This window comes from Ruegeria sp. TASC047 (genome assembly GCF_059612445.1).
Genome location: NZ_JBXWQP010000019.1, coordinates 216,600 through 230,837, shown reverse-complemented (window position 1 = coordinate 230,837; position 14,238 = coordinate 216,600). Strand labels below are relative to the sequence as shown.

The 14,238-nt window shown below is 62.9% G+C and carries 17 protein-coding genes and 2 pseudogenes; 3 read left to right on the top strand and 16 right to left on the bottom strand.

The genetic code is table 11. From position 1 onward, the window contains the following. Positions 1–14: 14 nt before the first annotated feature. Together AC2FLO_RS03675 and AC2FLO_RS03670 are read left to right on the top strand one after the other, a co-directional pair. Positions 15–1,328: a pyruvate dehydrogenase complex dihydrolipoamide acetyltransferase gene (locus AC2FLO_RS03675; protein ID WP_496751369.1), complete on the top strand. Its 1,314-nt coding sequence runs from the start codon at positions 15–17 to the stop codon at positions 1,326–1,328. A gap of 88 nt (positions 1,329–1,416) precedes the next feature. Further along, positions 1,417–1,722, top strand: coding sequence for a hypothetical protein (locus AC2FLO_RS03670; protein ID WP_496751367.1), 306 nt, complete (start codon positions 1,417–1,419; stop codon positions 1,720–1,722). Positions 1,723–1,728: 6 nt separating this feature from the next. On the opposite strand, the gene cysE is transcribed toward AC2FLO_RS03670, so the two are convergent. Beyond that, entirely contained in the window at positions 1,729–2,538 is an 810-nt protein-coding gene (cysE, locus tag AC2FLO_RS03665) for a serine O-acetyltransferase (protein WP_267364267.1), read from the bottom strand. 27 nt (positions 2,539–2,565) lie between these two features. Here cysE and AC2FLO_RS03660 point away from each other — a divergent pair, with 27 nt between their 5' ends. Further along, the gene (locus tag AC2FLO_RS03660) at positions 2,566–2,961 is read left to right on the top strand and encodes a TraR/DksA family transcriptional regulator (protein WP_480584848.1); all 396 of its coding nucleotides are present in this window, start codon (positions 2,566–2,568) and stop codon (positions 2,959–2,961) included. Here the strand turns inward: AC2FLO_RS03660 and AC2FLO_RS03655 are convergent. The 15 genes and pseudogenes from AC2FLO_RS03655 to AC2FLO_RS03585 form a co-directional block, all read right to left on the bottom strand. Further along, positions 2,942–3,238: a DUF7742 family protein gene (locus AC2FLO_RS03655; RefSeq protein WP_480584850.1), complete on the bottom strand. Its 297-nt coding sequence runs from the start codon at positions 3,236–3,238 to the stop codon at positions 2,942–2,944. The two genes, AC2FLO_RS03660 and AC2FLO_RS03655, sit on opposite strands and share 20 nt — an antisense overlap. An 8-nt stretch (positions 3,239–3,246) precedes the next feature. Further along, positions 3,247–5,862: pseudogene (locus AC2FLO_RS03650) on the bottom strand (baseplate multidomain protein megatron); the annotation flags it as partial. A gap of 162 nt (positions 5,863–6,024) precedes the next feature. Then, positions 6,025–7,356, bottom strand: a pseudogene (locus AC2FLO_RS03645) (baseplate multidomain protein megatron); the annotation flags it as partial. Next, positions 7,356–7,802, bottom strand: coding sequence for a C40 family peptidase (locus tag AC2FLO_RS03640; protein ID WP_496751364.1), 447 nt, complete (start codon positions 7,800–7,802; stop codon positions 7,356–7,358). The pseudogene AC2FLO_RS03645 and the gene AC2FLO_RS03640, both read right to left, overlap by 1 nt. Beyond that, positions 7,799–8,686, bottom strand: a complete 888-nt coding sequence (locus AC2FLO_RS03635; RefSeq protein WP_496751362.1) for a phage/gene transfer agent baseplate hub protein — start codon at positions 8,684–8,686, stop codon at positions 7,799–7,801. Before AC2FLO_RS03635 ends, AC2FLO_RS03640 begins: the two co-directional genes overlap by 4 nt. Then, a complete protein-coding gene (locus AC2FLO_RS03630) occupies positions 8,686–9,318 on the bottom strand; it encodes a phage distal tail protein, Rcc01695 family (RefSeq protein WP_496751360.1) in 633 nt (210 codons plus the stop codon). The genes AC2FLO_RS03635 and AC2FLO_RS03630 overlap by 1 nt, the downstream gene beginning before the upstream one ends. Before the next feature lie 15 nt (positions 9,319–9,333). After that, positions 9,334–9,996, bottom strand: coding sequence for an RcGTA-type gene transfer agent tail tape measure protein (locus AC2FLO_RS03625; protein ID WP_480480413.1), 663 nt, complete (start codon positions 9,994–9,996; stop codon positions 9,334–9,336). Next, positions 9,983–10,192, bottom strand: coding sequence for a rcc01693 family protein (locus AC2FLO_RS03620; RefSeq protein ID WP_267364990.1), 210 nt, complete (start codon positions 10,190–10,192; stop codon positions 9,983–9,985). The genes AC2FLO_RS03625 and AC2FLO_RS03620 overlap by 14 nt, the downstream gene beginning before the upstream one ends. Beyond that, positions 10,189–10,509, bottom strand: a complete 321-nt coding sequence (locus AC2FLO_RS03615; RefSeq protein ID WP_267364992.1) for a gene transfer agent family protein — start codon at positions 10,507–10,509, stop codon at positions 10,189–10,191. Before AC2FLO_RS03615 ends, AC2FLO_RS03620 begins: the two co-directional genes overlap by 4 nt. Positions 10,510–10,513: 4 nt before the next feature. Continuing rightward, positions 10,514–10,927 carry a phage major tail protein, TP901-1 family gene (locus AC2FLO_RS03610; protein WP_267364994.1) on the bottom strand — a complete coding sequence of 138 codons (414 nt, stop codon included), beginning with the start codon at positions 10,925–10,927 and terminating at the stop codon, positions 10,514–10,516. A gap of 20 nt (positions 10,928–10,947) precedes the next feature. After that, positions 10,948–11,361 carry a DUF3168 domain-containing protein gene (locus AC2FLO_RS03605; RefSeq protein WP_496751357.1) on the bottom strand — a complete coding sequence of 138 codons (414 nt, stop codon included), beginning with the start codon at positions 11,359–11,361 and terminating at the stop codon, positions 10,948–10,950. Next, the gene (locus AC2FLO_RS03600; protein WP_496751355.1) at positions 11,358–11,696 is read right to left on the bottom strand and encodes a phage head closure protein; all 339 of its coding nucleotides are present in this window, start codon (positions 11,694–11,696) and stop codon (positions 11,358–11,360) included. The genes AC2FLO_RS03605 and AC2FLO_RS03600 overlap by 4 nt, the downstream gene beginning before the upstream one ends. Next, entirely contained in the window at positions 11,693–12,292 is a 600-nt protein-coding gene (locus tag AC2FLO_RS03595) for a head-tail connector protein (protein ID WP_496751353.1), read from the bottom strand. The genes AC2FLO_RS03600 and AC2FLO_RS03595 overlap by 4 nt, the downstream gene beginning before the upstream one ends. 171 nt (positions 12,293–12,463) lie before the next feature. Next, the gene (locus tag AC2FLO_RS03590) at positions 12,464–13,642 is read right to left on the bottom strand and encodes a phage major capsid protein (RefSeq protein ID WP_496751352.1); all 1,179 of its coding nucleotides are present in this window, start codon (positions 13,640–13,642) and stop codon (positions 12,464–12,466) included. Between the two features lie 35 nt (positions 13,643–13,677). After that, the gene (locus tag AC2FLO_RS03585) at positions 13,678–14,235 is read right to left on the bottom strand and encodes an HK97 family phage prohead protease (protein WP_480584861.1); all 558 of its coding nucleotides are present in this window, start codon (positions 14,233–14,235) and stop codon (positions 13,678–13,680) included. Positions 14,236–14,238: the final 3 nt, after the last annotated feature.

Genomic DNA, 14,238 nt, shown 5'->3' with positions numbered 1-14,238 from the left:
GGAGCGACAGACAGATGCCTACAGAAATTCTGATGCCCGCCCTGTCCCCGACGATGGAGGAAGGCACGCTCGCCAAATGGCTGGTCAAGGAAGGCGATACCGTCTCCTCCGGTGACCTGCTGGCCGAGATCGAAACCGACAAGGCCACGATGGAGTTCGAGGCCGTTGACGAAGGCACCATCGGCAAGATCCTGATCCCCGAGGGCACCGAAGGGGTCAAGGTCAACACCGCCATCGCGGTTCTGCTGGAAGACGGCGAAAGCGCCGATGACATTGGCACGGCTCCGGCTGCTGCACCGGCGGCTGCCCCCGCAGCCGTCGCGGGCAACGAGGCTGCCGCGCCAGCGGCACCCGAGGCGCCCGCCCCTGCCCCGGCCGCTCCGGCCAAGGCTGATGGTGGTCGGATTTTTGCCTCGCCTCTGGCCCGCCGGATTGCTGCGCAAAAAGGTCTCGACCTGACGCAGATTGCCGGTTCCGGCCCGCACGGTCGCATCGTCAAGGTTGATGTCGAAGGCGCAACTGCCACCGCTCCGGCAGCAGCTCCTGCCACTGCTCCCGCCGCCGCCGCGCCCTCGGCTGCCCCTGCAGCTCCGTCTGGTCCATCGGCGGATATGGTCGCGCGGATGTACGAAGGCCGCCCGTACGAGGAAATCAAGCTCGACGGTATGCGCAAAACCATTGCCGCACGCCTGGGCGAGGCCAAACAGACCATTCCGCATTTCTACCTGCGCCGCGATATCAAGCTGGATGCGCTGTTGAAATTCCGTGGTCAACTGAACAAGCAACTCGAAGGCCGTGGCGTCAAGCTCAGCGTCAATGACTTCATCATCAAAGCCGTAGCCAATGCGCTGCAACAGGTTCCGGCCTGTAATGCCGTCTGGGCAGGTGACCGGGTGCTGCAACTGAAACCGTCAGATGTGGCTGTTGCGGTCGCAATCGAAGGCGGGTTGTTCACGCCGGTCCTGCAAGACGCTGACATGAAATCCCTGTCAGCCCTTTCGACCGAGATGAAAGACCTTGCCGCCCGCGCCCGCGAGCGCAAGCTGGCTCCGCATGAATATCAGGGCGGCACCTTTGCCATCTCGAACCTGGGCATGTTCGGCATCGACAATTTCGACGCCATCGTGAACCCACCCCATGCCGGAATTCTGGCCGTCGGCACCGGCGTCAAGAAACCGGTTGTCGGGGATGATGGCGAGCTGACCGTGGCAACGGTGATGTCTGTCACCATGTCGGTTGACCACCGTGTCATCGACGGCGCGCTGGGGGCCGAGTTGCTCAAGGCCATTGTCGACAATCTTGAAAACCCGATGGTTATGTTGGCCTGATCACAATAAACGCCCTCGCCAGAAAGCAATTCTGGCGAGGGCACATATTTTATGGTGCTGAATTGAGCCCCCGTGATCGGCGAACCGATTGCCCGGCACTGGCGCCATCCCCACCTTCTTCCTGCGGATGCTGAACGAAGAAAGGTGCGCGATGTTCCTACGATCCCTGATCCAAATCCTGTTCGTCTTTGTACTACTCGCTGGGGCGTCACCTGATGCGGTATCCGCAAAGCCCAACAGCTATCCCGGCGAGAATTCGAAGTTCAATTCGAACGATCCCGCCGTCATCGCGCGTCAGAAAGCCGAGCAAAAACAGCGCAGGGAAATGCGCAGGCAAAAGCGGGAAGACAGGCGTCGCGAGCGGTTGGAAAGGCGCAACAACCGCTCGGACTGAAACCGTTTACTGATCTTTGCCCAGCATGTGATCCATCGAGATCGACGGCTGATCGCATCCGGCCTCGCCCACGATCTTGGCCGGGATACCGGCAACGGTCTTGCACGGCGGAACGTCCTGCAACACCACCGAACCGGCGGCGATACGACTGCAATGGCCGACTTTGATGTTGCCCAGCACCTTTGCCCCGGCCCCGATCAGAACACCGTCTCCGATTTTGGGATGGCGGTCTTCCTCTTCCTTGCCGGTTCCGCCCAGCGTCACCGAATGCAGCATCGACACATTGTCTCCGACCACGGCGGTTTCACCGATGACGATGGAATGGGCGTGGTCGATCATGATCCCCTTGCCGATCCTCGCGGCCGGGTGAATATCGATGCCGAAAATCTCCGACGATCGCATCTGGAAGAAATACGCCAGATCATAACGCCCTTTGCGCCACAGCCAATGCGCGACGCGATAGGCCTGCATGGCCTGATAGCCCTTGAAATACAGAATGGGCTGCAACAACCGATGGCAGGCCGGATCACGCTCATAAACCGCCATCAGATCGGCGCGGGCGGCTTCCAGCAAACCGGGATCGTTTGCATAGGCCTCGTCCACGATCTCGCGCAGCACCATCATCGACATTTCGTTCGAACACAGCTTGGCCGCGATCCGATAGGACAGTGCACGCTCAAGGCTGCGGTGATGCAGGATACAGGCGTGTACAAGCCCGCCCATAAGCGGTTCTGTCTCGACGGCTGCTTGGGCCTCGGATGTGATACGGTTCCAGACCGGATCGACCGGTGTCACGGGGCTGCGTTTTTCAAACATAGCTTTTGATCCTTTGCTGCGCCTAGAATGCCATTTAGTGGCAAAAAGGCCAAACGCAAACCCGTGATCCGCGATACAACGAAAATGAATGAGTCCGAGCGCGCATATTTTGAAACACGAATTCACGAGCGTCTGGCCGAACTGGATCAATTGTCCGCATCAGGCCAGCAGGCTCAGGCCGTTGTTGAACTGGATCAGCAGGCGGTTGGTCGGCTCAGCCGCATGGATGCGTTGCAAAACCAGGCGATGGCAAAGGCGCAACAGGTGAATCGCAATGTAGAAACCCGCCGCCTTCAGGCCGCGCTTATGCGGCTGGACGAGGGGGAATACGGGTATTGCGAGGATTGCGGCGACCGTATTCCCGATGGGCGATTGTCTCTGGATCTGGCTGCCAGCAAATGCGTCAGCTGCGCGACCGGGTGATCAGAAACTCGGCAAGATGGTGCAAAACCAGCGAAAAACACTGACAATATTGCAAATCGTCAAACCCCGGCTCATCGGCCAGCACCCTGTTGCGCGCAACCGCCATCAACGATCCGTTGCCGTAAACCGGATGCAGCCGACCCGTGCGCGCGCGGTGATTGTCGGCCAGTTCCGCCTCATGGATCATCCGGACGCATAAGCGGGTCCGCTCTGGCGGCGGCGCCGCCAACAAGGCGCGCGCCGCGGCACTTACATCTCCGTGCAATAGCGGTCGCATCGGGCCGCTTACCTGACAACCAGTCGCGCCATCGCACCGGGGCCGTAAATGGCCGACACCTGCGCAATCCCGACCTCATATGACCCGGTCAGACCATCTGCCGCCTTCAATGCCGCCGAATAGGACCACCCTGGCAGGGATGTCATCTCTTCACGGACAAGGGTTCCCCCAGCAAAGACGCGCACAAGATAGGATTCGCTTTCCTCGCCCAGCGGAACCTCCAGCCCTGACCAGTCATCCCCATCCAACCGGGTGCGCCGCACCCAGGTCAGGTGCTCGCCGGTTGCGTCGGATCGCACCCGAAGGTGAACCGGGGAAAACGGGCGCAAACCATTGCCGTCGAATGAGGCGATCAGGTGCTGGTAAGCCGGATCATCGTAACCACGGGTCGCCGGGCCGATGCGATAGTGTTTGGCCAGCCCCCGCTCGTTGCGCAACAGGTTGGTCTGCTGCACCTGATCGTTCAGCACCACGAATATGGACCCGTCCGGCCAGACATCCGGCATCAGGGCATCCGACCCCAACTGGCCCCTCAACCGCCCGGACAACGCGTAAACGCCGGGGGACTCAAGCGTGGCATCCGAGAACTGGAACACCTCCCAGTTGCCGGGTGTTCCGTCGCCGATGGCCGCCAGATTGACACCGTTCAGAACCGCGCCACGCGGACGCGATTCCAACTGACCGGCCAACAGCCGCACCGTCACCGCCGGGCCTTCGTCCCAGACGCCGATACTGGCGCGCCTCAGCGGCGTTTCGGTCACGCCCACAATGGCCTGACCGGGGATCACATCACTCAGGCTGTACCCCTCATCGGTTGAGGAGGAATAAACCGTCGCGGCCCCCGGCCAGGGATCAGCGGTCACCGCAAGATAAGGTGCATGCGGGACCTCTGCCCCGGTGATCAGCGGCAGGTCCAGAAACACCGGCAGCACGGGAACGGGCGCGGCATAGGGTCTGACAACCGCCGGGTCGTCGCGCAATTGCGATGCCTTATACACGCCCTGTTCAACCCGAACCGCCTCGACCAGTTGCAGATCGGCCGATTCCAGTCGGTCAATCCGGTAAAGGGGGCTGTTTTCGGTTTCTGACAACCGCACCAGATCACCTGCGCCCAGATGCAGCAGCGATGGCGGCAAGGCAAACCGCACCGTATCGCGGGAAACACGGGCCTCGCTCAACCAGCGCTCAGCCGTTTGCCGACCTTCGGTGCGTGTCATGGACAACGGCATCTCGTTGACCGAGACAGAATGCGTGCTGTCCTCGGGCAGAACTGCCTCTTCCGCAACCAGATCGTGATCCGCATCTGACTGGACAAAGCGCAGGCGCACGCGGCCCGTCATCTCGGCCTCAGCTTCACGCCGGTGTTCAACCGTGCCATCCAGATCACCGCTGATCGCCAGATGATCGGGGTTCAGGGCAATCGCGCCATAGCCATCCCGCATCTGAAAGCGCAAGATGCCGTTCCGTTCGATCGCGTCGAACCCATAGCGCAGCATCAGCGGTTGCAAAGCCGACCGCGCATTTGTCACATCTTCGATGACATATCCCCGAACCACACCGTAAAGCCCGGAAACATCGATATCCGTCACCCCTGCCGCATGGCATATTTCAGTCACGACCGAGGCCAGCGTGCGCGAACCGGACCGGCCGTTCAGCCAATGCCCCCGGTCATAGTTTGCCCCATCATCCCACTGGCTTCGCAGATTTGGAAAGGTCGGAAACGGGCGGGTATCCCACGCCCAGACATAGGCATTCGCCAGGTCCAGCATTGGTCGGCCATAGACTTGCGACACCGGGTTGACGTTCGGGTCGCTCCAATATCCAAGGGTCGCCGCCAGGTACTGGACCTGAATGAAATCGTCACGCAGCCCGTTTGAATATGCAGGCAACAGCGATTCAGACGATTTCGGGTCCAGAAACTTGTTCGGCTGGTTCGTGCCCTTGTCGATTGCCGCACATCCCAACTCGGTAAACCAGATCGGCTTTGATCCGGGCACCCAGTCGGTCGGATTGGGCTGACGAACGCCACCGATCCGCTCGTGATGCAGATTTGACCACCAGCCGCGCAGGTCCTTGTAGCGCCAGACCCATGGCTCATCATGCTCTTGATCTTCGATGGGCGTTCTGATCTGTGCCTCGGCCTCTTCCGGCGCGGCATAATACCAGTCGTACCCCTCGCCCCCCTCGATATTGCCGCGCAGATACCCAAGGTCGTAGACCGACGGCGCACCTGCCTCGGCGTCCACGTGGTTTTCTCCATCACGCCAGTCGGACAAAGGCATGTAGTTGTCGATGCCAATGAAATCGATGTTGTCATCCGCCCATAACGGGTCGAGGTGAAAATACCTGTCTCCGCTTCCATCCGGCTGGTATCCGAAATACTCGCTCCAATCCGCCGCATAGCCGATCTTGGTGTCCGGGCCCAGAATCTGGCGCACCTCTGCCGCCAGCGCACGCAGTTGCGCAACGGCGGGGAACCCCGAGGCCCCGCGGATCTGGGTCAGGCCACGCATCTCGGACGAGATACAGAAGGACGACACCCCACCAGCCGCCTTGCACAACATGGCATAGTGCAGAATGAACCGGCGCAGGCCCCATTCCTGCGGGCCGGAGTATTTGACGATCTTCGTGGCCGGAACCGGACCATTGCCAAGCAAGCCGCCAAATGTGCCGCCACCGTTTACCCATTGCAGATCGCCAGGCCCGCGATCATCCGGCCGCCCGCCAAGCACCGGGCCTGAGCCGCTGGTGCCGCTGCCACCGCCGGTGTCCACCGGGGCGTCAAAACCTTCGTTGATCGTAAAATCCGCAGCACTTGCCGTCCCAAAGAACGCAGCCACCTGCGCGTCCGCCGCCGCGGTCTGATCAGCAGACCCTGCGCGCCCCGGCGCCACATCCAGCGTGATCCGTCCCCGCCAAGGCAGGTGGGGCTGACTTGTGGCCTCCGACCAGGGATCAGGCAGCCCGTTTCCCTGCAATTGCTCCATCAGGATGAACGGATAGAACATGACCCGCTTTCCCGACTGGTTGAGGTGTCGGATCGCCTCGACCACCGCCGGGTCTGCGGGTGTTCCGCCATAGACCGGGCGGCCGTCCTGCCGCGCGACCTGGCCCGCCGTGCTGCGGACCTGATCCGACACGATCCACGGCATGTTGCGGCTGTCCGTGCCACTCTGTTCAACCTTGGGCCGGATCGTGCATGCGCCGCATCTCAGATCGTCACCGAACCACGACACCACTAACGAGGCCGCGTCGCAATTTGGCAACTCGGTCTCCAGCGCACGGGTCGAGCTCACAAGATCCGATACACCGGACGCGGAATGCACATTGGCCGCCCAGCTTGTCCCGGATTGCGCATAATTCACCTGCGAACGGGCCAGCGCATACTCGCCCGTGCCGGGAATCATCGCCACGCCCCGCACGATCTGCGGCAGGGCGCTTGGGTAATCCGGCATGTCGCGCTGCGCGGGGCGCACCACCTCGAACGAGAACTGCGGCACCCGGTTGCCAAAACTCGCAAGCGGGAAATCCTCGATCACGACATAGGCTGTACCGCGATAGGCCGGCACCGTGCCCGCCCCTTCGATTGCTTCGATAAGGGGATCGGGCAACTGGTCTTGCGTGCCGTGATAGATGCGCATGTTCAACCCGGATCGGTCCTGTTCTTCCCCATCTGCCCAGATGCGCCCGACATCGGCGATCTCGCCTGCACCAACGGCAATGGCCAGCGAAATCGAATAGCTGTAGCTGACGGTGGTCACTTCGGGTGCCTTGGGTTTGCCTTTGCCGCCGCCTCCGCCGCCCTGCGTTTCACGGGTCTCGGTCTCAAGAAAGTCCGACGCCCAGATGACCTGACCGCCCACGCGCATACGCCCAAAGACAGTGGTCACCGGTGCACCCTCGCCGGTTTCCGTCAGCCTGAACCGGTCCATGCGGCCCGTTTCGACGACTTCGCTGCCACTGCCCATGACGGACTGGCTGAAGAACCTCTGGTCGATGACCCGCCCGACCGTCGCGCCAATGGCCCGACCGATGATCGCGGTGGACAGGCCCGCGACCGTTCCGCCGATTGAACCGCCCAGCGCCGCCCCGGCTGCGGAAAGAAGAATAGTAGCCATCAGAGCACCTCCAACGGGAATTCGAAACAGGAAACGACCCTGCGGCGCCATGGGCCGCTCAGCGCGTTCTCGACCACGCCATGACCGGAATAGGCGTGAATGAACCTCGGCTCGTGGCCTGCGACGCTGACGATGCCAAGATGTTTGGCCACGCTGCCATCGCGCATCCGGAACAGCAGCACATCTGCGACCGCGAAATCGCCGACCGGTTTTTCGACCAGATGCCGCCGCGCCGCCGCCCACATGCGTTCCTCGCCCTGCGGCTCGGACCAGTCCAGACTGTAGACCGGAACCGCCTCGGGCTCCTGCCCGATCACGGCGCGCCAGACGCCGCGCAGCAGGCCCAGACAATCCGTGCCCGCCCCCTGGGTCGAGGCCTGATGCACATAAGGCGTCCCCAGCCAGCTGCGTGCTTCTGCGACAATATCCTGCCTGTGTATCGTCACCTCAGGCTCCCTCCGCTGTTGGCTTTGCTCTGTTTGGGAACGGCCATCACCCAATCTTCGCCCGGAAGATCGGGAAAGCCCTGAAAGTTCAGCAGGTTGTTGAACTTCAAACGACAGGTCTCCATGCGTTTGTCGCACCCTGCCCGCAGCCTGACCATGTCACCCGGCACCAGGCTTTCCCCGAAACCGGACCAGAGCGTGATCTGCCGCCCGTCCGCCACCTGCCGGTCATGCTTGATTGATGACCAGAGCCCCTTCGCCGCTCCCGACACAACGTCAATCCTGCCGCGCTCGAACCAGCCGTCTTCGATGGTTGCCCCGCCCGCGACAAGCAGAACGGTTCCACCATCAAAACCGGTGACGGCGCCCTCAATCCAATAGCCGGGCGTATCCATGTCGAACCGACAGGTCCGGTCCCCCAAAACGGCAGTACAAGGCTTCTGATACACGCGCCCCAACGGGCGGTTCAGCAAATCGGTCAGGCCACGCAACTCGGCGTGGAATGCACCGCCTGCGCGCCGCAATTCCCCGATCGAGCCCCGGAACTGAAGGATGCGCTGATCCGGGTCGGCCCAGTTGACCAGCCACGCGCGCACTTCGGCCCCGTCGAACCGCCCCGCCTCGATATCCTCCTCGCGAATGGCCGCATCCGACAGCGCGCCCATGGCTTCGGTGTTGTCAATGGACAGGCCGGTGGCCTGCTCGATGGCCGCCGCCGTCAAACCGGTGCTGGCCCTGAACGTCAATCCGTCAAAGCCAAGTTCCAGATCATGATCGGTGAACCCGTATTCCTGACCATCCCGGCGTCTGATCGCCCAACACCGGCACACGGTGGTCATCCCGCTTTGCAGATGCGCGTGCAGGCCCTGTTCATCCACAGCCATCAGACACGCACCTCAACCACGGGAACGTTCGGCGCCTCTCCGGCCTGAAAACTGGCGACGCTGGTGTGGATCTTGTCGGTGTCAAACCGCACCGGCACATCGAATTCGAACCCGGCGGTGATATCCACCTCTTCCGGTGGCGGGTCGGCAAAGGTGATCCGGCCTGTTGCCAGATCAACCTCGAATTCCACGCCCTCCCGGATCTCATCCTGATCCAGCCCCAGACGCACCGTCCCAAGCACCGGCTTGACGATGGGGCGGGCATAGCTGACCCCGCCCGAGCTATAGGTCTTGATCAGCTGAAACTCGGTTCGCACACCGTTGCCGCGTGCGATAACCTGATCTCCGACATCGACATCCAACGTGGCCTTGCCGGATTTGAAATCCGACCAGTCCTTCCAGCGAAACCCGTACATCTGGCCCTGCCGCGCCTCGAAGAACGAGATCAGCGTCTCGATATCGTCCAGCGAGCGCATCCCCAGCCCCGCGTCATACCTGCGCCGGGAATGGGCCCAGGGCGTGTTGCGCTCTTCGAACCCGTTGGCCAGCGTCACAATATCCGTGCGCCGCTCGGGGCCCCCGACCGAGCCAAAGCTCAGGCTGGCGGGAAATCTCACCTCGTGGAAAGTCATCACCTGCTCCCTGATTTACCTGTTGCGATTGCCGCGCCCCAACGCACGGCTCATCTGTGCTGCAATCTGTCCCTGCGAGCGGCGGAACCCCTGCACATCCGGGGTCGTGATGTTCATCACCACATTCACCGAACGCCCACCGCCCTGCGTGCGCACGCCCAGCTTGCCGTCCGCGCCGCGCGCCAGCGGCATGATCGCCTCGGGGCCGGCCTCGCCCATCAGCCCGGTGCCGCCGCGCATCGGAAACATCGTCGGGCTGCTGACCACGCCGCCATTGGCAAACGGCATCACCCGGCCCTGGCTGAAACTGCCGCCATCGGCAAAGGGCAGAAGACCCTGCACCAACCCGCCGACCGAGTTTGCCAGCAATCCGCCAAAATGATCCGTCACCGGCTTGATCGCGGCTGCATAAGCCGTTTGGATCAACGAGTTCTTCAGCACATCCAGCGCGCCCGACAGGCTCATCCCGTCCAGAACCACGCCATCGAACGCCTTGCGCAAACCGCTGGACATGCCCCGTTCCAACGTGGCGACATCCTTGCCGGTTTCCTCGAACGCGGCGCTGATCCGCTTCATCTGGCTGTCAAACGCCGCGGCCATCGTCGCAGCATCACCCAGGGCATCGCCCAGCGCTGCCCCCCGCTCCTGCAAGTCGTCAAACCCGTCACGATCCGTCATCACGCTCTCCTTGTTGCTTGTCCGGGAAGGCGGCCAGCAGCGCGTCAAGGCCTGCCCGGTTCATCGCGGACATCCCGGCGCCCTGCCCCAGCATCAGCCGCAGTTCTGCCGGGGTCAGACGCCAGAACTGATCCGGCGTCAGCCGCAGCCCCAGAAACCCGGCCCGCATCAGGGCGGGCCAGTCAAACCCGCTCATGTCGTTTCCGGCACCATGAAGGCGCGGGCCAGCAGTTCGGCCGCCGCTTTGGCCGCAGCCATCGGGCCGCCCTCGATTTCGGCATGAAGCAGGTCGGCGCGGCTGGTATCCCGGCCCCCGCCCCGCAATCCGGCAACGATCAGCGCCAGCACGTCACTGCTGGAATACGCGCCACCCTCGAACCGCTGCACCAGCTCGACCAAGGATCCGGTGTTCAGCTCCTGCTCCAGTTCCGCCAAAGCGCCCAGCGTCAGCTTGAGCACCCGCCGCTCTCCATCGATGGTCAGTGCCACCTCGCCCGTCCACGGATTGGCCATGCGATTACAGCGCCGTAAAGCTCAGCGCACCGGCGCTTGCCATGCTCATCTCATAGGTCGCCTCACCGTTGTGCGAGCCTGCATATTCGATGCCCGTCACCTGAAACGCCCCCTCGACAATGCCAAAATCGGGGATGATCACCTGAAACGCCGGGGTCTCGCCGTCAAAGAACAGCTGCCGCGCGCGTTCGTCTGTACCAGCATCCTTGAACACGCCCGAGCCCGAGATCGAGGCCGATTTGACCCCCGCCCCCGACAACAGCTCGCGCCAGCCCCCCTGGCTTTCCAGGCTGGTGACATCCACGCTTTCGGCGTTGAAACTGATCCGCGTGGCCCGCAGGCCCGCAATGGTCTGGAACAGGCCCGTGCCGTTCATATCCACTTTGACCAAAAGGTCTTTTCCGTTCTGGGCAGCCATGTGCTCTCTCCGTTGATTGCTTAGTCGTCTTCCACGCGGGCGCGGAATCTCAGGTCGATCTGGCGGATGCTGCCGCCTGTCCCGGTTCGCCGGGCCGAGGCGCGCTCGAACCACAGCCCGACCAGATGCCCGCGGCTCAGAGCCAGCGGCGCATTGTCCAGCGCGTCACACACCGCCCCGGCCAGCGTCTTTGCCGCGCCAAACCCGGCGGCTTCGGACACCACCGAAACCGTAAAGCGGTGGATCGCACCCGCGCCCGACCGGTCCGAAGCGTCGCGGACTTCTTCCGGGCCCAATGTCACATAGGTCTGCGGAACCGTTCCCGTGGGCACCGCGTCATAGATCGCGCCACCGGACTGGCCGCTGACATCCGCATCCCCGGTCAGGTGCTGAAACACCGCCGCCTGAAGGGCGGCTGATACGCCATAACTCATGCCGCCACCTCTTCATCCGCGAAACAGGTCAGGTACTGACCGCGCGCGTCGCGCTCAGCCACGGCGCGGATGACGAAACGGCGATTGCCTTCGCGAAACCGCTGATCCGGCGCCGGGCGCATGGTCGACCCCTCGGGCGCGCCCCGCACCACGATGCGATACCCCACGCGCGAGACGGAAACGCCGGCGATCTGCCGTTCCGCGCCACTGCGCGCCGTGACCTCGGCCCACAGCGTTCCCAGCGCGGCCCATGCCTCGGTATATCCCCCGGCCCCGTCAGCGCTGCGCATCGGGGCCTCAAGGACCAGCTTGAGGTTCAGACGCGGCGTATTCATTGCACCACCCCCGCACCAAAGCGCACCATGCGATAGCGCTGGATCAGGCTGGTGACGCCAAACGGCATACACCCCGCGCCCAGCGCGGTCTCGTCCCGGTATTCGTAATAGTGCGCCGCCAGCAGCAGAACCGCCTGGCCCAGATCGGCGGGCAAACCGGCCCAATCCGTGGCCATCCCGGCCGTGAAGGAGATCTTCACCGCACCCCCCGTTGCAATCGCAGGCAGGGCCGACCCGACCGGCCGCACCCGCGGGCGCTGGCCATCGCGTTCCAGCCGATACACCGCCGCATCCGCGACGGTTTCAGAACCTGCAGCATCGGTCAGCGTCATGGCCAACACCGATGTCACCGGAGCAACCGGCAAAACCTCGCCCAACGGATCGCGCCAACCGCTCAGGCTCCATGAAAAGTCGCGCTCGATCAGAACCTTGCCGGTGCACGCCTCAATCGCGGCCATGGCCGCCCGCAGGAACCCCTTCAGCACCTCGTTCTGAACGTCATCCTCGGCAAAGCCCCTGCCCAGCCGCAGATGCGCCTTGAACTGATCCACCGGCAGCGCCGCATCCGCGATGGCGGTTTCTTCGATCAACATCATCCATTCACTCCGCAATCTCGGACCCCACCGGGGGCCTCAGTCAGGAAAATGACGGGCACGCGCCGCCCCACGTTGCTCGGACGGAGGGGAGCAGCTAGACAACGCGGGGGATCTCACCCCGGCCCGCGCCCGCCGCCCGAGGGGCCGATGGCCCCCCGGATTCGTCACCGCTTAGGCGATGCCGAATTTCACCAGCTTGATGGCTGCAAAGTCGCTCACATCGCCGCCCACACGCTTGGTCGCATAGAACAGGACATGCGGCTTGGCGCTGAACGGATCACGCAGCACGCGCAGATCGGGGCGCTCGGCGATGGTGTAACCGGATTTGAAGTCGCCAAACGCGATCGAGAAGCTGTCCGAGGTCGCATCCGGCATGTCCTCGGCAATCAGTACCGGATAGCCCATCAGGCGCGCGGGCTCACCGGCGGCCAGACCGTCCGACCACAGGAAACGGCCATCACTGTCCTTCAGCTTGCGGATCACACCCGCCGTTTTCGAGTTCATGACGAATGTGCCATTGACCCGGTATTGCGCGCCCAGCGCATAAACCACATCGACAATCGCATCCGCATCGACACCGCCATCGATGCCGGTGGCAACGTACCCCAGGCTGCCCCAGGACCAGGTGTCATCGGATACCGCCCGGTGGATCATCAGACCCTTGGGTTTGTCCACGCCGTCACCCGTGATAAAGGCCGCCGCCTCGGCACGGGCAAACTTGTCGGCGATCCGACCGGCCAGCCAGCCCTCGACATCGAACGCGCTGTCATCCAGCAAACGCTGCGAGGCTTTGGGCAGCGCGCTCAACTCGTGCAGCGGGATCGAGATGCGGTCGATCGACGGGGTTCCGGTTTCGGAAGTGGCCGAATTCTCATCTGCCCAGCCGGCACCGACATCGGTATGGTCGATCAGCACATCGAACGAATTCGCCTCGACATTCACCACCGACGCAATCGAACGGATTGACGCGGTTGCGTTCAGAACCGACTTGATCGTCTCGGCAGTCTGCGGATCGACCAGATACCCACCATCGCTGTTGACGGCGGTGGACAGCGATTTGCTCTCCATTTCCAGCCCGCGCAGCCCATCATCCTCGCCCGAGCGTACATAGGCGTCGAACGCCTTCTGGTGCGGGGCACCGTCCAGGGTCGAGGCCGCAAGATGCGGGCGCGCCGCGATAGTTGATTTACGATCCAGCATGGTCAGTCGCTCTTCTGTCTGTTGCAATTTGGTTTTAACTTCAGCCTTCAGGCCCTTGAATTCATTCACGAAGCCAGCCATCGCCTGCTTCACCTCCTGAACCAGGGGCGCACCCTCTCCGGTCAAGGCCGGGATCTCGGTCTTGCTCATCAGCATGTCCTGTTTTTGGGTGGGTTTGAGGCGCGCTAGGTCCGCGCCAGCTCCTGCCGGGCGTCGTTGAACACCTCGGCAATGCTGCGCCAGGTGTTCTCGGCATCGAGGTCGCTCCCCTTTGCCGCCACCCGCGCACTGGGCAGCATCGGGAAGGTCACAAGCGACACCTCCCACAGCTCCAGTTCGGTCAGGACCCGCTGGCCCTTGTCATTCTTCACGGCCCGTTTGGTGCGATAGCCGATCGACAGGCCATCCATCGCACCCGCCCGGATCAGCTCGGCCGCTTCCCGGCCTTTCTGGGTGCTTTCCAGCAGGCGACCCTTGACCCACAGGCCCTTGTCGTCCTCGCGCACCTCGTCCCAGACACCTATGGGTTGCGCCGGGTCGTGCTGCCACAGCATCTTGACCCGCTGACCCGCCTTAGCGAGCCCCTCAAGCGAGGCGCTATAGGCCCCGCGTTGCACCATGTCGCTGCCCTGATCGACTTGCCCGAACAGGCTGGCATAGCCTTCGATCACCGCATCCTCGGTCACTGACAGGATGTCACCGAACCCTGCGAACTTATGCTCCAAATCCATGAACTTCTCCATGTA